The following is a 21,715-nucleotide window of genomic DNA, read 5'->3' as shown; positions in this document are numbered from 1 at the left end:
TCGTCCGGCGCCGACGGTACAGCCGGAAATCAACTTTCCGGTCCCGTTGACCCCCTTCCGCCGGGCGACGCAATCTGTATGCATGGATGTCATAGATTTTGATCTATCGGCCCGGGAGTTCTGGGCGCAGCCGCAGACCGAGCGGGCGGCGGCGTTCGAGCGGCTGCGCAGGCTCGACACGCCCGCGTTCTTCACCGAGATCGAGCTTCCATGGGCGCCGCGCGGCCCGGGGTACTACGCGCTCGTCAGGCACGCCGACGTCGTCGCCGCGAGCCGCAACGCCAAGGTCTTCTCCTCCGGCCAGGGCGGCGCCACCACGATCCCGGACCTGCCCGAGGACTTCGTCGAGTACTTCGGCTCGATGATCAACATGGACGACCCGAAGCACGCCCGGCTGCGGCGGATCGTCTCGCGGGCGTTCACGTCCACGACGGTCACCAATTTGAAGGACCAGATCGGCGACGTCTCCACCCGGCTCGTCGACCGCCTCGTCGAGAACGGGCCCGGCGGCGACTTCGTCGATCTGGTCGCTGCCCGCCTCCCGTTGAAAATCATCTGTGACCTCATGGGGCTGCCCGAAAGCGAGCATCAGTACGTGCTCGACCGGTCGAACATCATCCTCAGCGGGTTCGACCCCGAGTACGCCGGCGAGGACCCCACCGAGACCGGCATGAAGCTGCTGAACGCCGGGATGGAACTGCAGCAACTGGTCCAGGACCTCGCCGCCGCCCGCGAGAAGACCCCCACCGGCGACCTGACCTCCGCCCTCGTGCACGGCAACGTCGACGGCGAACGGCTCACCATGCAGGAAATCGGTTCGTTCTTCATCCTGCTGCTCGTCGCCGGCAACGAGACCACCCGCCACTCCATCGCCAGCGCCCTGCACCTGTTGACGGTCAACCCCGACGTGCGCGCCCACCTGCTCGCGGACCTGGACGGTCGGCTTCCGGGTGCGGTCGAGGAGATCGTGCGGTTGACCACGCCCGTCATCTACATGCGCCGCAAGCTAACCTGTGACTTCGAGCTGAACGGCCACCGGTACCGCGAGGGCGACAAGGTGGTGCTGTACTACTGCTCCGCGAACGTCGACGAGGACGTGTTCACCGACCCGTACCGCTTCGACATCACCCGCGATCCCAACCCCCACCTGGGTTTCGGCGCCGCCGGTCCACACTTCTGTCTGGGCGCCCACCTGGCCCGGCTGGAGATCCACGTACTGCTCGGCGAACTGCTGCGCCGCGTGCCACAGATCGAGGCCGGCGACCCGGTGCGGCTGCACTCCAACTTCATCAACGGCGTCAAGCACCTGTCCTACAGTTTCTGAATGCTCCAGGCGACGGCCCTGCTGGACGGTGCCGGCGATCCGTCGGTCGAGGGTAGCGTCCAGCCGTTCCCGATCTACAGCGTGACGAAGACGGTGCTGGCCGTGCAGGTGCTCCAACTCGGCCTGGACCTGTCGACGCCGGTGTCGCGGTGGCTGCCCCGCCTACCCGGCGCGGCCGACATCACCGTGGCCCACCTCCTCGGCCACACGAGTGGCCTACCGTCCTACGCCCCCGAATACGATGTGGCCGTCCGCGCCGGCGAGGCGCCGTGGCCCGACGAGTCCTATGTGGACCTCGCCGCGCGTCGCGGTCTCCTGTTCCGCCCCGGTGCCGGCTGGAACTATTCCAACGTCGGCTACCTGGCGCTGCGCCGGATCGTGGAGGCCGAGCGCGGCCAACCGTGGGCCGCCGCCGTGCGGCAGACCGTGCTGGCACCGGCAGGCCTGGCGGCGACGTTCCCGCTGTCCACAGTGGACGATCTGCGCCGCGTCGCCCCGTCGACGAGCGCCTACCTCGGTGACGCGGCCGTCGCCGACGCGTACCATCCCGGCTGGGTGGCCCACGGCCTGCTCGCCGCCACGGCCGGCGACCTGGCCCGCCTTCTCCGCGCCTGCCTGGCCACCGACACGCTGCTCGCCGCCCCGGCGCGCGAAGCGATGACCCGCCTGCGCCCCTTGGACGTTCCCGGCCGTCCGCTGCACCCGAGCCCCGGGTACGGCCTGGGCGTGATGGGCTCCCGGCAGACCCACGTCGTCGGCCACACCGGCGAGGGCCCCGGCTACGCAGCGGCCGCCTATCTGGTGCCGCGCTACAACCGCGTGGTGGCCGTACTGGTCGCCGTCGAAGACCAGTCGCTGGCCGAGGAACAGATCCTGAACCTCGCGTCCACGGATGCCCGCCATCCGGCGACCCGGCCGCCCAGTCCAGAGATCAACTAGTCCTGGCCGCGGTGGCCGTCGCTGACGTGGCCCCTCGACCGGGCACCCATGAAAGCTGTCAGACGTCCACCAGGAGTAGGGCGTGGTCGTTCAGGCCGACGTCGGGTGCGTTGTCGCCCGGGGCGTAGGGCTCGACGCGCAGCGTGCGTTCGCCGTCGAACCGGAGGTGCTGGCCGGGTTCGAGCAGGTGGCCCTCGGCGAGCATGCGGCCGAGGTGGTTGAGGATCTGCGCGGTGTGCTGGATGTCGTCGACGGGGACGCCGGTGATGAGGTCGGGCCGCCCGACCTTGACCAGGCCCCGGGTGTGCACCGTGTGCCCGAAGCCCGGCGTCGGCTCGGTCTCCGCGGTGAGGCTCACCTCCTGCTGCACGGTGAACGGCCGGTCCGGCGCCAGCGCCGCCACCGCCGGGCCGGCCCACCAGGTGGCGGCGTACACGTCGAGCACCGCGAACGCGCCCTTCCGCGCGAGTGCCGAGGCCACCGCCCAGGCCAGTTGCAGGTGGGTCAGGTCGGCCGGGTCGTCGACCTCGATCGACGCCAGGTAGCAGGACGTCGCGGCATCGAGACGAGCCAGGTCGCCGGGACGAGCCGGATCGCCGAGGTCGCGTTCGGCGACGGTGCGGAGGCCGCCGGTGCGCCAACCGTCGATCCACTCCGCGCTGCCGGACACATGATGACCGCGGAAGTCGAGCGCCGCCACCGGCGCGCCCGCGGGCACGGTGCCCGAGAGGCGGAGGTCGGCGTCGGCGCCGAGAATGTCGTCGTCGGCGAAGGCGACCAGCGCGACGGCCGCGGGCCGTCCGGTGGGCCGGAACGCGGGACGGGCCCAGGGCTCGATCGGAGAACTCATCCGGTACGTACCGTGCTGAACGGGTCCGGTGGCGGGGGTGGCACCGGAAGCAGGCCGCGCAGGCGCACGTTGATGTTGTGCAGCGCCTGCCGGTTGCCCGTCGCGATCGCCATGCGGCCGTCGCTCAGCAGCGAGGTGCCGAGTGCCTGGTCGACGAAGTCGGCGCGGCGCGACTCGAGGTCGTGGAAGATCAGGACGTCGAGCTGGCCGGACCGGTCGAGGATCGCGACGGCGAGTTGCCGGATCTCCTCGGTGTACATGGTGAGCAGCCGGGCGTCGCCGGCCTCGATCGCGGACTTCGAGCCGGCCACCGCCTCGTCGATGCGGCGCTGGTCGTGCTCGTCGCCGACCCGCGCCGCCAGCCGGGTCGCCTCGTCGGCCAGCCCTTCGGCGTCGCGGGCCTGCTCGGGCCACTCCAGCGCGTCTTCGACCTCGTCGATCGCGGCGCGCAGGTCGAGGAGGCGACGGCCGCACGTGGCGGCCGCGTCGGGGTCGCCCTCGGCGGCGGCGAGCAGGCCGGCGAGGTCGGCTTCGAGGTTCTCGCTGTCGATGCGGAACAGCGCGATCTCGGCGACCGGGCTCGACGTCTTCTGCTGCCGCTCACGCACCTGGGCCAGCCGCTGCAGTTCACCGTCGACGGCGGCGCGCAGCTCGGCCACGGTCTCCACGGTCTCCGACCGCAGCGCCACCACCTCCTCGAACTCCTCGTCGAGCAGCGGGACGTAGGCGCGCGCGGTGATCAGGCGAGACGGGTCGATGTCGATCCGGACCTGCACCTCGCTGCCCTCGGGCACGTCGGACGGCAACTGATGGGCGACCAGTTCCAGAATCCCGACCCGCCGGTTGCGGTTGGCGCGCGGGTGCTCGCCCTCCAGCAACGGGATCCGGATCATCCCGCCACCGGTGGCGCGCCGGACCTCGACGGTGGTGCGCAGCCGCACCCGGCCGTGCGCCGGCAACGGCGTCCCCCGGTTGAGCACCCACTCGGTGGTGTTGCCGTCGAGGCCCACGCCGATCGAGTTGGTCAGCAGCGGACTCGTCTCCACCGCGCCGACCGTGTAGTCGAACGAGTCCGGGCTCACCGGTACCGCGGTGCCGTCCGCGGCGACCACCTCGATGCGGTACGTGTTGCGGCGTCCCCGTTCCGCCACCACCTGCAGGCTGAAGATGCCGTCGGCGCCGACCGGTACCTGCCCGCTGCGCCACGCCGGCTGCGCGTCGGGGTTGACCACCTCGACGCGGTAACCCTCGCCGGCCCCCGAGAGCCGGCCCACGATCAGCGGATCGGTGTCGGGCCCGATCGGCGAGTACTCCAGGGCGACCGTCAGCGTGCCCGGCCCGACCGGACCCGCCGCCGACGGCCGGCGCTGGGTGCCGGCGAAGATCGCGGCGCCGCGCGCGACCACCGTGAGCGGATCCTGGCTGTGGTCGACCTCGATGTCGAGGCCGTCCTTCAGGCGCTCGCGGACGTACGGCGACAGCGTGGGCCCGCCGACCAGGAGCACCTTGCCGATATCGCCGGGCGTCAGGTTCGCCTCGGCGAGCGCCTTGCGGCACAGGTTCACCGACCGCACCACGTACGGCTCGGTCAGCCGCTCGACGTCGGCGCGGCGCAGGTCGTAGGAGAACTCCTCGCGCTGGCCGGTGCCGAGGTCGATCTCGACGAAGATCTCCGCGACGTCCACTCTGGACAGTCGGATCTTCGCGGCCTCCGCGGCGAGCTTCAGTTGACCGACGACGGCCGCCCAGCGCGGGTTTCCGCGGCGCACGTCGTCGAGGCCGAACTCGCGCCGGAGCTCCGGCAGCAGCAGCGTCTCGACGATCTGCCAGTCGATGAGCTTGCCGCCGAGGTAGTTGTCGCCGCGGTGGGTGAGCACGGTGAACTCGCCGTCGCGGATCTGCACCACGGCCGCGTCGAACGTGCCGCCGCCGAGGTCGTAGACGAGCCAGCGGGCGTCGTTCTCGCGCTGGAAGCCGTACGCGAACGCCGCCGCCGTCGGCTCCTGCAGCAACGGGGTGCCGGCGAACCCGGCGAGCGTGCCGGCCCGGCCGGTCGCCTCGCAGGCGCTCAGGTCGAACGCGGCGGGCACGGTGATGACGGCCGCGGTGAGGTCGACGCCGTGCCGCTGCTGGACGTCGCCGCGCAGCGACTTGAGCACCTCCGCCGACAACTGCTCGGCCGACAGTTCGCGTCCGCTCGCCGCGAACCGCGTCATCGTGTCGGCGGTGCCCATGCGGAGCTTGAACTCCAGGCTGGTGTTGGCCGGATCGACCTCGGCGCGCTCGCGCGCGACCCGGCCCACGTACAGCCGGTCGCGCCGGTCGATCCACACCGCCGACGGCGTGGTGTCACGGTCGTCGTTGTTCTTGACGACCTCGGTGTCGACGCCACGCAGCACGGCGATCGCGCTGTTGGTGGTGCCCAGGTCGATCCCGTAATCGATGGTGCTCACGCGATCGCCCCGCTTCGCGCGGCGATTAGTTCACACTGCACTCTGCTGATGATTCGCTCGCAAAGCTCGCTCATGTCGTCCCCTCGACAGGCACTCCCACGATGACCCGACCCCGTTGCAGGGTCGCGGTGCCCCGGTAGATCGACGGCCGTTCGGTCTCGATCACCTGCTCCCGGGTGACGCCCTCGGTCGGTTGATAGGCGACCACGTCGATCGCCAGGCCGGGATCGAACGTGACGCCGTGATGGTCGTCGACGCGGATGTCGGCGTCGCCCAGCGTGTCGAAGATCCGCCGCACCTGCCGGGCCTCCGGCGTGCCCGGATCCAGCCGCCGTTGCAGGCGCCACAGCCCGGTCGCCACCTCGACGAGCACGTGCTCCAGCGGCTCGTCACCCATCGAATCCCCACTTCCGGTAGCGGACCTGCACGTTGGTGCCGTGCGCCAGGACGAACTCCACGCCCTGCACGTTCTCGCGCACCGACTGCAGCATCGCCCGGCCGCGCGCGACGTTCTGCGCCCACCGCAGGATCTGCAGCGTCGCCGCCCAGTCGTCGGTGGCGCGGTGGTACTCGAAAGCGAGCTTCAACAACGTGCGCGCGACCTCGTCGTGGATGTTGTCGGCGTCGGGCGCCGACGACAACGACACCATGCGCAACAGCGGCGCGGCCTGGTCGTGCAGACGCTCCGCGGCCGCCGGCGCGGCCCGCGCGTTTTCCCGGGTGACGGCGAGAGCGCGGTCGCCGTGCGTGCGGATCCGGGACAGCAGCGGGTCGGTGGCGGCCCGCAGCGCCCGGGCGCGCAGTTGCGGTGGGAGGTGGTGGTGCGCGGCCATCCGCCAGTGCACCTGGCTCGATTCCTCGTCGCGGCCGCGTTCCATGCTGTCGGCCGCGATCGTCGCGTTGACCGACGACAGCACGAGCGGCAGCCGTTCCCGCAGCGTCGACACGACCCAGTCGCCGAGCCCCGGGTGACCGGCGCGGCGAACCCGGTCGCCGAACACCGCCCAGTGCTCGTCGCTGCGCCACGCGTCGATCCAGTACCGGTACGCCTCGCGCCACCGGCGCGGCGCGCCGACCAGTTTGCGTTGCGGCTGCGCGAGTTCGTCGTCGATGGCGATGACGTGGTTGAGCACGGCGAGGTTGTGCAGCGCGTACGGCGAGCGCGATTCGATTCGCTGCCAACGGTTTTCGGCGTCGTCGACCCGGCCGGCGGTGAGCGCGTCGAGGCCCGGGTCGCCATCCGGCCCGTCCTTCCCGGGCCAGAACCAGAAGAACTCGTCGACGAGCCGGGTGAGCGGGTCGCGCAACCGCGCCAGCGCCTGCAGCACCGCGTCGAGGTCGGGAGCGGGTGACGGCGGCAGCGGGCCGGCCGTGGCCGGTGCGCCACCGAGCGCCTGCACGGCGCGCACCTGCTGGGCGCGGCGACGCAGCTCGCCGGTGGCGGCGTCGACGGACAGTCCCGAGATGCGGAAGGCGTTGCGCAGATAGAGATCTGGCACGCCGATCGAACGGAGCAACGTGTCGAGCGACGCCGCTCCTCCCCCGTTGCCGGACAGCATTGCCGGAGTGTACGCCGCCGTCATCGATGCGCCGTGACCCCGGCGATCGCCGAGCTCATCACCTTGAGCACGGCGTCGGCGTCGGGCGGGTTGCCGCCGGCGAACAGCAGGTGCCCGGATCCGATCAGCGTGAGCGCGACGGTGTCGACGTCGGCGTCGGCCGCGATCCGGCCCAGGTCGCGCTCGGCGAGCAGGTAGGCGGAGATCATCGCGGCCGCCTCGGCCAGCAGCGGCACGCCCGTCGGGTAGGTCTGGCGTAGCCGGACGCGCAGGTCGTCGCGGAAGATGACGAGGCTGATGATCGACGCGGCCACCGACGTGAAGAGGTCGGTGAGCACCACCGTGAGGTTGCCCGCGACGGTGCCGGTTCCGGCGGACGACCGCAGCACCTCGGCCTGCGTGGTGACGCGCGCGGTGCGGTCGCGGATCAGCTCGACGAGGAACTCGTCGAAGTCGACGAAGTGGCGGTGCAGCACGCCCTTCGCGCAGCCGGCCTCGGTGGTGACCGCCCGGCTGGTGAGGGCGCTCGGCCCGCCGCGCAGCAGGACCCGCTCGGCGGCGTCGAACAACTGCTGCCGCACGTCGCGGATCGCCACCCCAGTCGGCACCCGGGCCTTCCCTTCTTCCTCGGCGAACTCTACCGGCTGGCCAAGTGGGCGTCCGCCCACTAAGGTGGGCGCATGCCCACTCAGGAACAACCGCACCGGCTGCGTCACATCGCGGAGTCGTTCGGCGCCGACGCCGAACGCTACGACCGGACCCGGCCGCGCTACCCGACAGCGGTGATCGACGCGATCGTCGAGAACGCACCGGGCCGGCGCGTGCTCGACGTCGGCTGCGGCACCGGCATCTCGTCCCGGCAGTTCCAGGCGGCCGGGTGCACCGTGCTCGGCGTCGACGTCGACGCGCGGATGGCGGAGTGGGCGCGGCGGCGCGGCCTCGACGTCGAGGTGGGCGCGTTCGAGACCTGGGATCCCGCCGGCCGGGTGTTCGACGCGGTCGTCGCCGGGCAGACCTGGCACTGGATCGACCCGGTCGCCGGCGCCGCCAGGGCGGCCGAGGTGCTGCGTCCCGGCGGCCGGCTGGCCGTGTTCTGGAACGCGCACCAGCCGCCGTCCGGGCTCGCCGAGGCGATCGTCGCGGTCTACCGCCGGGTGCTGCCCGACTCCCCCATGGCCGCGGCCGCCCGTGCCGACGCCTCCGACGCGTACGCGGTCATGGCCGGAACGGCGGCCGATGGCATCCGGGCGGCGGGCGGCCTCGGCGAACCGGAGCAGTGGCGGCACGACTGGGAGCACGTCTACACCCGCGACGAGTGGCTCGACCAGGTACCCAGCCACGGCGGCCACAGCCAGCTACCGGCCGGCCAGCTCGACGCGATCCTCGCCGGCATCGGTGCCGCCGTCGACGCGGTCGGCGGCAGCTTCCCGATGCGCTACACGACGGTGACGGTCACCGCCCTACGCGAGTGAGGAGAGCGGGACGTCGGGGTCGGCCAGCCGGTCGAGATCGACGGCGGTGCCGGCCCAGCCGGCCCGCACCAGGGCCTGGATGTCGTCGGTGACGTCCCACACGTTGACGTTCATGCCGGCCAGCACCCGGCCGCCGGCGGTCCAGAACGCGATGAACTCGCGGGTCGCCTTGTCGCCGCGGAAGACCACGCGCTCGACGCCTTTCGGCTCGAACCAGCCGGCGAACTCCATGCCCAGGTCGTACTGGTCGGTGAAGAAGTACGGCACCGGGTCGTAGGTGACGTCCTGGCCGAGCATCGCCTTGGCCGCGGCCGGCCCGCCGTTCAGCGCGTTCGCCCAGTGCTCGACGCGGAGCCGCCGCTTCAGCCCCGGATGGTCCCACGACGCGACGTCGCCGCAGGCGTAGACGTCGGGGTCGTCGGTGCGCAGGCTCGCGTCGACGACCACCCCGTTGTCGACGGTGAGCCCGGCGGCCTCGGCCAGCTCGACCGCCGGCCGGATGCCGACGCCGACGATCGCGAGGTCGGCCGGCACCTCCTCGCCGCTCTCGGTGACCACGTGCGTCAGCCGATCCTCGAGGCCGCCGAACTCCCGCAGGCCGGTGCCGAACCTGAACGTGACGCCGTGCTCGGTGTGCAGGTCACGGAAGACCGTCGCCACCTCGTCGCCGAGCACGCGGCGCAGCGGCAACGTGTCGAGCTCCACCACGGTGACGTCGCAGCCCGCGGCGCGGGCCGCCGCCGCGGTCTCCAGCCCGATCCAGCCAGCGCCGGCGACCACCACCTGCGGCCGCTCCGCGAACGCCGCGCGCAGCGCCTCCGACTCCTCGATCCGCCGCAGGTACCGCACCTGGGGCAGGTCGGAGCCGGCGATGTCGAGCGTGCGCACCCGTGAGCCGGTGGCGAGCAGGAGTTTGTCGTAGCTCAGGGCGGTTCCGTCGGCGAGCGTCACCGTCTTCGCTGTCCGGTCGATCGCGGTCGCGGCCTGGCCGAGCAGCAGTTCGATCTTCTGCTCGTCGTACCAGGCCCGGTCGTGCGGGAAGGCCTGCTCGCGGGGGTCGTTGCCGAGGAGGTAGCCCTTCGACAACGGCGGACGCTCGTACGGCAGGTCGTTCTCCTCGCCGACGAGCACCACCCGCCCGTCGAAGCCCTCGGCCCGGAGCGTCTCGGCCGCTTTCGCACCGGCGAGAGACGCACCCACGATGACGAACACGCGCTCGGACATCGACTGTCCTCCTGACGATAAAAACAATGGCGGTGTTTTTCTCAGACTAGTCCTCGAGTTCGTCGATGTCGGCCCACGAACGGATGTCTTCCGCGGTGAAACGCGGCTCCACCACGACAAACCTGGCCTCGGCCGCGTCGAAAAAAGTCTTGCCGTTCGGTTCGAGCAGGCTGCGGCGCACCACGTTGGCGACGATCACGTCGCGCGGGTCGAGCGGGGGCGGCGCGGCACCGACGGCCGCGAACAGCCGGGCCCACTCGGCCGGCGGCTCGACCGGTGCGTCGAGGTCGTAGTAGTTGCTGGTCGGCGAGTACGGGAACAGCGACCAGGCCACGTAGTCGGCACCGGTCCCGGTGGGCTGCTGCACCCGGGCCAGTTCGGCGACGCGCGGATGGCGGTCGATCCACGTCTGTGCGGCGGCGATCAGGTCGGTGTAGGCCGGCCGCAGCGCCGCCGGCAACGCGCCGTCGAACCGGCGGACGATGATCCGATCGGACGCGGTGAAGTACAGCGTGCCGAGCGGGCTGGCCAGGTACTTCTTCAGCCCGAGGCGCTGTTCCAGGCCGGCGAAATCGGTCATGAGCCTTTCCTACTGCATGTCGATGATCAGTATCTTGCCCTGCTCCGGAGACCAGTGCACATTCGCCGAGTTCCGCCGCAGCTTCTTGAGAATCTCCTTCGCCGTCGCGCTCTGCTCCGTGGCGAGCGCCTCGATGCACCGCTGCCGCGCGGCCGCGACCGCCTCGTCCCCGAGGGCGTTCTTGAGCTCCAGCGACGTGTGGTCGAAGCCCCGCTCGATCCAGTCGCTGCCCTTCTGCGAGATGTCGACGACGGTCATGTCCCGGCTGAGGGCGGGGTTGCCGTCGATCACCTTGCCCGCCTCCTCCAGCTTCTCGACCGACTTCTTCAGGTCGCCGAGCCGCTTCTGGTACCAGCGCTTGAGCGCGCGCGGCTGGTCGGGGTGCGGGAAGAGCTGGCCCTCGCCGCCGCGCAGCTTCGGGTCGGTGGTGAGGTCCTCGGACTTGCGGAACTTCTTCAGCGCCTCCTCGAACTCGGCGTGGTTGGCGGGGTCGAAGTCCTTCCACGTGTCCGGGTACTTCCCACCGCCACCACCCTCCGGATGCGCCTCCATCGCCATCGCGGTACCCACCGGTCCGAAAGGCTGCGGCGGGCCGAGAGCGACGGCACTGCCGGCACCCGCGCGGATCTGCCCGCCGCCGGCGACCGCGAGCGCGGGCGCCATCGGCGGCGCCATCGAGCCCGCGATCTTCACCGCGTTGCCCATGTTGCCCTTCACCCCGAGGTAGGACAGCGCGGCCATCGCGATGCAGACGAGCATCCGCAGGAACTCCTTGCTCGCCCCGGCGACCTTCGCCGCGTCGCCGGACGCCGTCCACGCCTGGGTCAGCCAGGCGTCGGCGTGCTTGATCGCCTCGACGCCCGCCTCCACCATGCCGACCGCGCCGAACGCCGCGAGCCCGAGCTGGATCAGCACCGCCGCGATCTGCCCGACGCCGGTCGGTGTCGCGGCGAGGAACGCCGAGGCCATCTCGGCCATCACGAACCCGGCGACGATCCCGATGATCTCCGGCAGGTGGTCGCGGATCGCCTGCGCGTACTCGCCGGCCACCGCGCCGAGGTACTGCGGCGACCCGGTGACGCTGTCGATGATGTCCTCGAGGTGCACGGCGAACCGCCGCGCCTTCGCGACCGCGCCACCGGTCAGCGACCCGGACGGCACCACGCCCTTCAACGCCTTGGCGTAGGCCGGGCTCACCAGCCAGATCCGGTGCCCGGCGACCAGCTGGACGTTGTTCGCGCCGCCGCCCAGAATGCCCGGGTCCTGGAACTTGCCGGTGACGCCGGCCCGGCCCTTCTGCTGGTTCACGAACAGCAGCACGTTCTCGTAGAAGCGCAGGTCGTGCCCGTCCTCGACGGCTCCGCCGAACTCCTCCGCGGCGAGCTTCTCGGCCGTCTCACCGCTGCGGACCTGGTGCAGGCGCGCGGTCGGCTCGGGCAGGTCGGTGGTGACGCGGAACCCCTGCAGGTAACCGCGGACCATGCCGTCGTCGAGGTACGCGGTGACGTAGTGCCAGTCGGGCGAGCCCGGGTAGGCGCCGCTGAGGAACACCCGCGTGGCCGGCGGCAGCGGTTGCGGATGCACGAGTTTCCCGCCCGCCTCGGCCGGACCGGTGCGCACGTTGGAGCCGTCACTGTGGTCGATGAATCCCGTGCCGGTCGGTCCGGGCCCGGGCGGCACGATCTGGGCCATGTAGTCGGCGCCGACCGGCCCCGCGCCGCTCAGGAAGCCGGCGAGCTGGCTGTTGCTGAGGCCGGGCGCGGCAAGGGGCCCGAACGGCATTGGCCCGGCGGCGGCCCCGCCGAACATCGCCGACATCGCGGTGTTGGGCAACGCGGAGACGGCGCTGTCCGTCGCGGGCGCGGCCGCGACGGTCACGGGTGGACGCGCATCAGCGTGCTCGCCCTCACCCGGCTCTTCGTGGCTGCGACGGTCGGGCATCCCTCGACGTTTCCACGCGCCGCCACCGTCGTCACCGGCACGCGGGCAACCTTTCGGACATGACGTGGACGAACTTCCCCGCCGATGCCGCTTCGATCGCTCCATGATCCAAAGCGGTGCGACGTTTTTGCTGTCCCGAGTCGCTGAAAACAGCAAAAACGTCGCACCGCTAACGATCATGGAGCCAACCCCGAAGGGTGTCCAACCGCGAAAACGCAACAGGTTCTCCGGCGCGAAAACTGAACTCGTAACGGCCGTACCCGCTCGCAGGGCAGAGACATTCACCGATGTCCGGGAGTACGATCCGGCCGTGACCGAGGATGATCCTGATACCTCAGCGCTCGTCCGGGCCGCTCAAGCCGGCGACACGGCTGCGGTTCAGGCGCTGGTCGAGGGTCATCTCGCGCTCGTCTACAACGTGATCGGGCGGGTGCTCAACGGCGACACCGACGTCGACGATCTCGTGCAGGAGACGATGATCCAGGCGATCCGGGGCCTGCCCGCGTTGCGCGACCCGGAGCGGTTCCGGCCGTGGTTGCTGGCGATCGCCCACCGCCAGGTCCACCTGCACCTGCGCGGGCGCCGACGGGCGCAGCTGCGTCGGCACCCGCAGCCCGTCGACGTTCCCGATCCCGGCGGCGATCTCGCCGACCGCACGCTCGCCGAGCTGGAACTCACCGGCCAGCGGGCCGACCTCACCCGGGCCACCCACTGGCTCGACGCCGACGACCGGCAGTTGCTGGGGCTGTGGTGGCAGGAGGTCGCCGGCGACCTCACCCGCGCCGACCTCGCCGCGGCGCTCGGGGTCACGCCGCCGCACGCGGCTGTGCGGGTGCGGCGGATGAAGAGCCGATTGGACGCGGTACGCGCCGTCGTGCGGGCGCTGGGAGCGACGCCGCGCTGCCCCGAACTCGCCGAGGTGACCCGGCGCTGGACCGGTGACCCGGATCCGGTCTGGCGCAAGCGGTTGACGCGCCACGTCCGGGACTGTCCACGGTGCCGGCGGTTCCAGCTGGGCCTGGTGGCGCCGGAGAAGCTGCTGCTCGGCGTCGTCGCCCTGCCGGTGCCGGTGGCCGTGGCGGCCGCGGTGCACGCCGCCCTGCAGGCCGCGCTGCACGCCAAGGCGGTGCGGACCGTGGCGTTCGGGCCGATGGTGCTGTCGCACCTGCCCGCGCTGCTCCAGCGACGGGCCGTGGCCGCGGCGACCACCGCCGCCGCCGTGATCGCGGGCGGTGGGCTGGTGTTCGCGGTGCACTACTCCCCCGCGTCGCCCGACGCCCTGACCGTCGAGCCGCCGGTAGCCGTCGCCCCGTCCGATCCGTCGGCCGGCAGCGCGTCGGCGTCGGAAGGTCCGACCGCCGCGCCGACGTCGCGGCCGCCGGAGGGCGCGGGCGCCGCCGACATCTTCGTGGCGCCGAACGGGTCCGACGCCGGCGACGGCACCGAGCAGCGCCCGTACGCGTCGGTGAACAAGGCCGTGTCGGTGGTGCAACCGGGCCAGACGATCGCGTTGCGCGGCGGCGTCTACCGGCTCACGACGCCGGTCGAGATCCGGACGAGCGGAACCGCCGACCGGCGGATCACGTTGAGCAACTTCCGGTCCGAGCACGCGGTGCTCGACGCGTCGGGGATACCGGCCGACAAGTGGGCGGTCACCCAGCAGACCGCGTACTGGACGGTGCAGGGGCTGGAGATCCGCGCCGCGCCGACCCACGCGTGGGTGTGCCGGGCCTGCCGCGACACCGTCTTCCGGCGGCTCTCCTCGCACCACAATGGACGGTCGGGGCTGATGCTGCGCGACGACGGGACCACCGGCAACCAGGTGCTCGACAGCGACTTCTTCGACAACCACGACGCGACGGGCACCGCCGGGATCGGGCTGGGCGTGCAGTTCGGTGCGGGCGGGGGCAACCTGATCCGCGGCAACCGGGCGTACGGCAACGCGGCCGGCGGCTACGACCTCGGTGCGTTCCGCAGCCCGGTGAGCGTCGAGTACAACTGGGCGTTCGGCAATCGGGCCAACGGGTTCACGTTCGGCGGCGGACCGGATCCGTTGGAGGCCGCGCACAAGGTCCGCCACAACGCGGCATGGGCCAACACCGGGCACGGGTTCAGCAACGACGGCAACCGGGCGGCGCTGGAACTGTCGAACAACACGGCGTTCCGGAACCGGTCGGCCGGCTTCTCGCTGCCCGACATCGCGGCGGTGCTGCGTCTCAACGTCGCGGTCGACAACGCCGACGCCGCGCGCGTCGGCCCGACCGCGCGGGCCGACAACAACAGTTGGCAGGAGGGTGACTCCACCGCCGCGCTGTTCCGGTCGGTCGACGCGTCGACGGCGGAAGGCCCCCGTGCCGCCGACGGGGGCCTTCCAGGAACCGACTACCTCGCCACCCGCAACGGGCGCGGGGCGTCGATGGCGGGCCGCTGAGTCAGACCCCGATGTTCGCTTGCGGACCGCTGTACGTGCGCAACAGCGACGGGACGTTCGCAGCGGGATCGAGCGTGTAGGAGTAGAAGCTCGACGGCGTGAACGCCGACCCGTTGGTCTGCTGCCGGCCCGTGCAGTTGACGACGACGCTGCCGCTCTGGCGCAGTTGCGCGGCCGACGTGTCGTTGTAGTACGGGTTGGCCACCCGCTCGAAGTAGCTGTTCTCCAGCACCATCTTCGTCGCGCCCCGCGACAGGTTGCCGTACGACGCGATGTTCTGCAGGTAGTTGTTGTACAGGTGGGCGTACGCCACGTTGTCGGTGCTGGGGTTGCGCTGGTTGGTGTCGTGGATCCAGTTGTGGTGGATCGTCATCCGGCTGGTGACGTTGGTGGTCCAGCCGATGCCGAACGCCTTGTTGGTGTTGCCCAGGTTGTTCCACGACACGGTCAGGTTCGTGGTGTCCAGCCGGCTGTCGATGAGACCGTCGTTCGTGCGTTGGATCGTGTTGTGGTCGATCCAGATGTGGTCGGCGGTGTCCATCTGGATGCCGTCGTAGTCGAAGTCCTTGTCGTCGGGATCGTCGGAGGCCACCAGCGTGTCGCCGATGGTGAGGTTGCGGATGATGACGTTGCGGGTGCCGGGGTTGAGGTGCAGCCCGCCGTTGAAGATCCGGCCGGACCGTCCGACGCCGATGATGGTCTTGTTCGACGCGATCGGGATCTCGTAGCCGTACGGCGTCACCGTGATCGTGGCGTTGACCCGGATCACGTACGGTGCGCTCGACGCGGCGTACGTCTTGAGGTCGGCCAGATTGTTGACGGTGACGGTCGTTCCGCCGGCGCCACCGGTGGTGCCGGCCGCGAAGCCGTCGGCGGTGTTCGACCAGTTGCCCGGCGTACCCGGATCCGTGCCGCCGCTGATCTGGTTGAACGTCCACTGCATCCGCGCGACGTCGGAGCAGGTCTCCTGGACGACCGGGTTGTTGGCGGCCGTCGAGCCGTCCTTGTTGCTGACGCATTGACCGCTCACCGCGCTCGTGACGCGGAACTTGCCGCTCGCCGCGCTCGACGCGGTGAACGTCCACTGCTGGTTGGGCTTCGTGCCGTCGCCGCACCCCCACTGCTGGAGTTGCGTGCCGGACACCGTGGAGCTCGACGGGAGGTCGGCACACCGGGTGCTACCGACGTTCACCAGGTTGAGGCCCTGCACCTTCCACTGCTGACGGGTCGCGCCGGCGACGCAGGCGGCCTGTTGCAGCAACGCGCCGTTGTCGGCGGAGCCGCCGGCGACCTCAAGGCACTTGCCGGAGGCGCCGTTGGCGAGCGTGTAGACGCCGCCGTTGGCGGGGGTGGCGGCGTCGGCGGGGTGCGCCACGAAAAGCATCGGGGCGACCATTGCCGCGATGACGAGGATCTTCTTCACAGCGGGTTCCATCCGTCCGAGCCGGCGAGGTATCTCTGCGGGGTGTAGTTCGCGGCCTGCGAACTGCTCAACTGCGGGCGGTTGCTGTTCGTCCCGGCACCGGAGCCGGTGTTCTGGTACTCCAGGAACCGTGCGTTCTGCCAGAGGTTGCCGGACATGTCGGTCCACGGCTGGCTCGTCCTGATGGTGGCGCTGAGGCTCGACTCCCGGTACAGCACCTGCGCGTCCGGCCGCCACGGGCGGCCGAGCTGGGTGACGTTGTTCGCCGCGCCGGTGATGGTCGAGCGGTAGAACAACATGCCGTACGTCTTCGTGGCGGCGGTGCTGGCGGCCGTGATCGGCCCGCCGGACGACCGCTTCTCGTAGATCGAGCAGCCCGAGAACACGATCGTGCCGCCGCCGAAGATGAAGTCGACGGTTCCCTCCACATAGGAGTTACGCACCAGCGCGCGGGTGTTGTCGTTGACCAGGAACGTGTCCTGGTCGCCGAGCAGCCGCACGTTGTCGAGGACCGCCCGGTCGGCGTTGAGGTGCAGGGCCACGGCCTGGTGACCGGTGACCGCCGGGTCCTCGTTGAAGTCGTTGGAGATGGTGAGGTTCTGGGCGACGAAGTCGTGCCCGTCGACGAACGCCGACGCGCTGCCCGAGGTGCCCGACCCGTTCCCGGCGTAGTTGTTGAAGACGATCACCGTGTTCGACGGCCCCGAACCCAGCCCCTGCAACGTGATGTACGGCTTGTTCGAGGGGACGCGGATGACACCGCGGTACGTGCCGGCCTTGATCGTGATGACCCGGCGGGTGGTGTTGTTCGCCGGCACCGCGTCGATCGCGGCCTGCACCGTGCGGTAGGTGCCGGTTCCGTCGGCGGCGACGGTCGGCGTGCCCGTCGGCGGCGGGGTGGTGCCACCGGTCTGGTTGAAGAGCCACTGCATGCGGGCGACGTCGGAGCAGGTCTCCTGCACGACCGGGTTGTTGCCCGCGGTCGACCCGTCGCGGTTGCTGATGCAGAGGCCACCGGCGACGCCGGTCACCCGGAACTTGCCGCTCGCGGCGGCCGACGCGGTGAACGTCCACTGCTGGTTGGTCTTCGTGCCGTCGCCACAGCCCCACTGCTGCAGTTGCGTGCCCGAAACGGTGGAGCTGTTCGGCACGTCGGCGCACCGCGTGCTGCCGACGTTGACCAGGTTGAACACGGTGCCGCTGGCCTGGACCTTCCACTGCTGCCGCGCCGAGCCCGACACGCAGGCGGCCTGCTGCAGCAACGCTCCATTGTCGACGGACCCGCCGGCGACCTCCAGGCACTTGCCCGAGGATCCGTTGGCGAGGGTGTAGATGCCGCCGTTGGCAGGCGTGGCTGCCTCGGCGGGTGCGGACATGAACATGACGGCGGCGGCTGGCAGCAGGGCGGTCGCGGCCAGCGTGATTCTGAGACGCATGCCCGATAGATGCGCAGAGCGCGGGAGGATTACCGAAAGACCGAGATTCGACTGTGTTCGAAAGACTGTTCGACGGTTTCGTTCGACGGCTGCGGTCGAACGCGGGCGCGTCTACGGTGAGGGCATGACGAGTCCGTCCGCCGCCGCCTTTGGTGCCGCTCGCGAGTTCCTGCTCGCCCACCGTGACGACTACGACACGACCTACCGCGAGTTCCGCTGGCCCGAACTGGACACCTTCAACTGGGCCATCGACTGGTTCGACGCGGCGGCCGCCGGGCCCGCGGGCGACTCACCCGCCCTGTGGATCGTCGAGGAGGACGGGTCGGAACGGAAGCTCACGTTCGCGGAGCTGTCCGGGCGCTCCAACCGCGTCGCCAATTGGCTGCGCGGGCAGGGCGTGCGCCGCGGCGACCGGGTCATCCTCATGCTCGGCAACCAGGTCGAGCTGTGGGAGTGCCTGCTCGCGGCGATGAAGCTCGGCGCGGTCGTCATCCCGGCGACGCCGTTGCTCGGCCCGGCCGACCTGCGCGACCGGCTCGACCGCGGCAACGCGGCGCACGTCATCGTCGGCTCCGCCAACACGGCCAAGTTCGCCGATGTGTCCGGTGACTACACCCGGATCGCGGTCGGCGCGCCGGTCGAGGGCTGGCTCGACTACGCGGCCGCCTATTCATCTGATCCCGCGTTCACGCCCGACGGCGAGACCCGCGCCAGCGACACGCTGTTGTTGTACTTCACCTCGGGCACCACGGCGCTGCCGAAACTGGTGGAGCACACGCACGCCTCGTACCCCGTCGGCCATCTGTCCACGATGTACTGGATCGGTCTGCGCCCCGGCGACGTCCACCTGAACATCTCCTCGCCGGGCTGGGCGAAGCACGCCTGGAGCAACGTGTTCGCGCCGTGGAACGCGCTCGCGTGCGTGTTCATCTACAACTACACGCGGTTCGACGCGGCGGCGCTGCTCGCCCAGATGGAGCGGTGCGGCGTCACCAGTTTCTGCGCGCCGCCCACGGTGTGGCGCATGCTCGTGCAGGCCGACCTCACCACGCTGCGCACCCCACCGTCCACTGTGGTCGGTGCCGGCGAGCCGCTGAATCCCGAGGTGATAGAGCAGGTTCAGCGGGCGTGGGGCGTCACGGTCCGCGACGGCTTCGGGCAGACCGAGACCACCGTGCAGGTCGCCAACACGCCGGGGCAACCGGTGAAACCCGGATCGATGGGCCGGGCAACGCCCGGGTACACGGTGGTGCTCATCGACCCGGCCACCGGAAAGCCCGCCGACGAGGGTGAGATCTGCCTCGACCTCACCCACCGACCCCTCGGTCTGATGACCGGCTACCACGGCGATCCGGAGCGCAACGCCGAGGCGACGGCCGGCGGCTACTACCACACCGGCGACATCGGTTCCCGCGACGCCGACGGATACATCACCTACGTCGGGCGCATGGACGACGTCTTCAAGGCGTCGGACTACCGGATCTCGCCGTTCGAACTGGAGAGCGTCCTCATCGAGCACGACGCCGTGGCCGAGGCCGCGGTGGTGCCCACGCCCGACCCGGTGCGGCTCGCCGTGCCGAAGGCGTTCGTGGTGCTCGCCGACGGTTGGGCACCCACCGACGAGACGGCGCAGGCCATCTTCCGGCACTGCCGCGAGAACCTGGCCCCGTACAAGCGGATCCGGCGCATCGAGTTCGCCGACCTGCCGAAGACCATCTCCGGCAAGATCCGCCGCATCGAACTCCGCGAGCGCGAGGCGGCCGGCGCGCCGAACCCGAACGAGTTCACGGAAGCGGAGTCGCCTCCTCGGTAACCAGGTCGGCGTTGATCGCCGCACCGGCCAGGGCGCCCGCCGCGGCGGAGGCGCCCACCTGGGCGGTGAGGTCGGTGATGTTGCCGGCCACCCACACGCCCGGAACGTCGGTGCGGCCGGCGGCCTCCGCGGGCACGTACTCGCCGACGCCGCTGGGGTGTTCGATCGGACGCAGGCCCAGCTTCTCCAGGAAACCGGCGCGGGCCACCATCCGCGTGGCGACGGCCACCGCGCCGACGCTGTGCACCGTGCCGTCGGCGAGGCGGATGCCGGCGGTCTCCAGGGCCGCCACCTCACCGTCCACTATGGAGATTCCGCGATGGGCGAGCTTTGCCGCATCCTCGGCCGCCGGTGCCGGACGGGTGTGGGTGAAGAACGTGACGTCGTCGCTCAGCTGGCGGAACAGCAATGCCTGGTGCACCGACATCGGGCCGCTGGAGATGACGCCGATGGGCCGGTCGCGCACCTCCCAGCCGTGGCAGTACGGGCAGTGCACGACGTCTCGGCCCCACCGCTCGCGCAGGCCCGGGATGTCGGGCAGCTCGTCGACCAGGCCGGTGGTCACGAGCAACCGGCGCGCGCCGACCGTGCGGCCGTCGGTGAGGGTCACCGTGAAGCCGGGGCTGACCGTCTCCACCTCCCCCTCGATCACCTCGCCGCCGTAGCTCCGGACCTCGGCCCGGCCCCGCCGCAACAGTTCCGCGGGCGGCAGCCCGTCGTGGCCCAGCAGACCGTGCACGCCGTCGGCGGGCGCGTTGCGGGGCGCACCCGCGTCGATCACCACGACCGACCGCTTCGAGCGGGCCAGCATCAGGGCACCGTTCAACCCGGCCGCACCACCGCCCACAACCACCACGTCGTATGAATCTCTCATGACCCGACGATGCGCGCGGCACCCGCGTCCTCGCAAATCTTGTTGCCAACATGGCAAGCTGGACCCATGGACGAGGACCTGAACACCACCCTCGACGCGGTCGGCCCCCGCCTGCGCGCGTTGCGCCAGCAACGGAAGACCACGCTGGCCGACCTGTCGGCGAACACGGGGATCTCGGTGAGCACGCTGTCGCGCCTGGAGTCCGGCAGCCGCCGCCCGACGCTGGAACTGTTGCTACCGTTGGCGCGCGCGCACGGCGTGACGCTCGACGAGCTCGTCGACGCCCCACCCACCGGCGACCCGCGCATCCACCTGCGCCCGGTCCAGCGCTTCGGCATGACGATGCTGCCGCTGACCCGCCGGGCCGGCGGAATACAGGCGTACAAGCTCGTGATCCCCGCCCGCAGCCGGCGCAGGCAGCCCGACCTCAAGACCCACGACGGCTACGAGTGGGTGTACGTCCTCAATGGACGGTTGCGGGTGGTGCTGGGCGAGCACGATCTGGTGCTCGAACCCGGCGAGGCGGCCGAGTTCGACACCCGCGTCCCGCACTGGTTCGGCGCCGCCGACGCAGGGGCGGTGGAGTTCCTCAGCCTGTTCGGCGCCCAGGGCGAGCGCGCCCACCTGCGGGCGTCCCCCCGGAAGTAGGCAGCCGACCGGCGGCGATCAGCTCCACCATCAGCACCGCGGCGATGGCCTCCGCCAGCAGGAGGCCGACCAGGACGAGGAGTTGCACGGCACCCGCCTGTGCCGGCGAGCCGCCACCCAACAGCACGCCCACGAACGCACCCGGCAACGTGACCAGCCCGACCGTGCGGGTCTGGTCCAGCGCCGGCACCAGCGACTGGGCGGCCACCGGCCGGCACAGTTCCAGCGCCGCGCTGCGGGGGGTGAAGCCCAGGGCCAGGGCCGCCTCGTACTCGCCGTGGCGGTTGCGCAGCTCGTCGACCGAGCGGCGGCCGGCCAGGGACGTGGCGGTCATCGCGCCGCCGATGAGGATTCCGGCGACCGGCAGCACCGCGATCGTCGTCAGCGGGACCGCGCCGGTGGCCAGCACGATCGCCAGCACCGGCAGCGCTCCGACCGCGATCGGGGCCGCTGTCCACCGTCCCCACGAAATACCACCCGCGACCCGGCGGCCCGACGTGGCCGCGGCCACCGTGAGCATCAGGCCGATGAAGGCGGCGGTGGACCAGCCCGACTCCAGCACCGCGGCCAGGATCAGCGACACCGCGGCGAGCTGGCCGACCGCGCGGGCCGAGGCCACCACGACGTCCCGGGTCACCGCGAACGAAAAATAGCGGACGACGGCCGCGGCCGCCGCCACCAGCACGACCACGGCGGCGACCAGCGCCGGCCCCACGGTCACACCCATGAACAGATCTTGCCGTACGGT

18 protein-coding genes are annotated in these 21,715 nt (G+C 71.1%); 6 read left to right on the top strand and 12 right to left on the bottom strand.

The features are described 5' to 3' along the window. Positions 1 to 82 precede the first annotated feature (82 nt). Together Vau01_RS26655 and Vau01_RS26650 are read left to right on the top strand one after the other, a co-directional pair. Positions 83 to 1,324, top strand: coding sequence for a cytochrome P450 (locus Vau01_RS26655; RefSeq protein WP_203997618.1), 1,242 nt, complete (start codon positions 83 to 85; stop codon positions 1,322 to 1,324). Next, positions 1,325 to 2,263 (top strand): serine hydrolase domain-containing protein, encoded by a 939-nt coding sequence (locus Vau01_RS26650; protein WP_203997616.1) that lies wholly within the window; start codon positions 1,325 to 1,327, stop codon positions 2,261 to 2,263. It abuts the gene before it with no gap. Positions 2,264 to 2,321: 58 nt separating this feature from the next. On the opposite strand, the gene Vau01_RS26645 is transcribed toward Vau01_RS26650, so the two are convergent. The 5 genes from Vau01_RS26645 to Vau01_RS26625 all read right to left on the bottom strand — a co-directional run bounded on the left by Vau01_RS26645 (position 2,322) and on the right by Vau01_RS26625 (position 7,733). Then, positions 2,322 to 3,113, bottom strand: coding sequence for a hypothetical protein (locus tag Vau01_RS26645; RefSeq protein WP_203997612.1), 792 nt, complete (start codon positions 3,111 to 3,113; stop codon positions 2,322 to 2,324). After that, positions 3,110 to 5,566 (bottom strand): Hsp70 family protein, encoded by a 2,457-nt coding sequence (locus Vau01_RS26640; protein WP_203997611.1) that lies wholly within the window; start codon positions 5,564 to 5,566, stop codon positions 3,110 to 3,112. The genes Vau01_RS26645 and Vau01_RS26640 overlap by 4 nt, the downstream gene beginning before the upstream one ends. 70 nt (positions 5,567 to 5,636) lie before the next feature. Then, positions 5,637 to 5,963, bottom strand: coding sequence for a hypothetical protein (locus tag Vau01_RS26635; RefSeq protein WP_203997608.1), 327 nt, complete (start codon positions 5,961 to 5,963; stop codon positions 5,637 to 5,639). Next, entirely contained in the window at positions 5,956 to 7,125 is a 1,170-nt protein-coding gene (locus Vau01_RS26630; protein ID WP_203997605.1) for a hypothetical protein, read from the bottom strand. Before Vau01_RS26630 ends, Vau01_RS26635 begins: the two co-directional genes overlap by 8 nt. Positions 7,126 to 7,145: 20 nt before the next feature. Further along, positions 7,146 to 7,733 (bottom strand): TetR/AcrR family transcriptional regulator, encoded by a 588-nt coding sequence (locus Vau01_RS26625; RefSeq protein ID WP_203997602.1) that lies wholly within the window; start codon positions 7,731 to 7,733, stop codon positions 7,146 to 7,148. 72 nt (positions 7,734 to 7,805) lie between these two features. Between Vau01_RS26625 and Vau01_RS26620 the strand changes: the two genes are divergently transcribed. Continuing rightward, positions 7,806 to 8,597: a class I SAM-dependent methyltransferase gene (locus tag Vau01_RS26620; protein ID WP_203997599.1), complete on the top strand. Its 792-nt coding sequence runs from the start codon at positions 7,806 to 7,808 to the stop codon at positions 8,595 to 8,597. Here the strand turns inward: Vau01_RS26620 and Vau01_RS26615 are convergent. From Vau01_RS26615 to Vau01_RS26605, 3 genes are read right to left on the bottom strand one after another with little or no spacing between them, the layout of a single operon-like run. Continuing rightward, entirely contained in the window at positions 8,586 to 9,821 is a 1,236-nt protein-coding gene (locus Vau01_RS26615) for an NAD(P)/FAD-dependent oxidoreductase (protein ID WP_203997596.1), read from the bottom strand. The two genes, Vau01_RS26620 and Vau01_RS26615, sit on opposite strands and share 12 nt — an antisense overlap. Positions 9,822 to 9,867: 46 nt before the next feature. Further along, positions 9,868 to 10,401 carry a hypothetical protein gene (locus Vau01_RS26610; RefSeq protein WP_203997595.1) on the bottom strand — a complete coding sequence of 178 codons (534 nt, stop codon included), beginning with the start codon at positions 10,399 to 10,401 and terminating at the stop codon, positions 9,868 to 9,870. 9 nt (positions 10,402 to 10,410) lie between these two features. After that, on the bottom strand, positions 10,411 to 12,342 hold the full coding sequence (locus Vau01_RS26605) for a hypothetical protein (protein WP_203997592.1): 1,932 nt from the start codon (positions 12,340 to 12,342) through the stop codon (positions 10,411 to 10,413). Between the two features lie 310 nt (positions 12,343 to 12,652). Between Vau01_RS26605 and Vau01_RS26600 the strand changes: the two genes are divergently transcribed. Next, on the top strand, positions 12,653 to 14,773 hold the full coding sequence (locus Vau01_RS26600) for a sigma-70 family RNA polymerase sigma factor (RefSeq protein ID WP_239151866.1): 2,121 nt from the start codon (positions 12,653 to 12,655) through the stop codon (positions 14,771 to 14,773). 1 nt (position 14,774) lies between these two features. Here Vau01_RS26600 and Vau01_RS26595 read toward each other — a convergent pair whose 3' ends face one another. Beyond that, positions 14,775 to 16,196, bottom strand: a complete 1,422-nt coding sequence (locus tag Vau01_RS26595; protein ID WP_239151865.1) for an RICIN domain-containing protein — start codon at positions 16,194 to 16,196, stop codon at positions 14,775 to 14,777. Continuing rightward, positions 16,193 to 17,632 carry a pectinesterase family protein gene (locus Vau01_RS26590; RefSeq protein WP_203997586.1) on the bottom strand — a complete coding sequence of 480 codons (1,440 nt, stop codon included), beginning with the start codon at positions 17,630 to 17,632 and terminating at the stop codon, positions 16,193 to 16,195. Before Vau01_RS26590 ends, Vau01_RS26595 begins: the two co-directional genes overlap by 4 nt. A 124-nt stretch (positions 17,633 to 17,756) precedes the next feature. On the opposite strand from Vau01_RS26590, the gene Vau01_RS26585 reads away from it, so the two are divergent. Beyond that, positions 17,757 to 19,445: an AMP-binding protein gene (locus Vau01_RS26585; protein ID WP_203997583.1), complete on the top strand. Its 1,689-nt coding sequence runs from the start codon at positions 17,757 to 17,759 to the stop codon at positions 19,443 to 19,445. Here the strand turns inward: Vau01_RS26585 and Vau01_RS26580 are convergent. After that, positions 19,417 to 20,319, bottom strand: a complete 903-nt coding sequence (locus Vau01_RS26580) for an NAD(P)/FAD-dependent oxidoreductase (RefSeq protein WP_203997580.1) — start codon at positions 20,317 to 20,319, stop codon at positions 19,417 to 19,419. The two genes, Vau01_RS26585 and Vau01_RS26580, sit on opposite strands and share 29 nt — an antisense overlap. 66 nt (positions 20,320 to 20,385) lie before the next feature. On the opposite strand from Vau01_RS26580, the gene Vau01_RS26575 reads away from it, so the two are divergent. Further along, positions 20,386 to 20,967 (top strand): helix-turn-helix domain-containing protein, encoded by a 582-nt coding sequence (locus Vau01_RS26575; RefSeq protein WP_203997577.1) that lies wholly within the window; start codon positions 20,386 to 20,388, stop codon positions 20,965 to 20,967. Here the strand turns inward: Vau01_RS26575 and Vau01_RS26570 are convergent. Continuing rightward, a complete protein-coding gene (locus Vau01_RS26570; protein WP_239151864.1) occupies positions 20,909 to 21,694 on the bottom strand; it encodes an ABC transporter permease in 786 nt (261 codons plus the stop codon). The two genes, Vau01_RS26575 and Vau01_RS26570, sit on opposite strands and share 59 nt — an antisense overlap. Between the last annotated feature and the right edge of the window lie 21 nt (positions 21,695 to 21,715).

The sequence above is a fragment of the Virgisporangium aurantiacum genome, from assembly GCF_016863635.1.
In the GTDB taxonomy this organism is placed as follows: Bacteria; Actinomycetota; Actinomycetes; order Mycobacteriales; family Micromonosporaceae; genus Virgisporangium; species Virgisporangium aurantiacum.
Note: the sequence above shows the minus strand (reverse complement) of the source record. Positions and strands in the feature narration are given on the sequence as shown.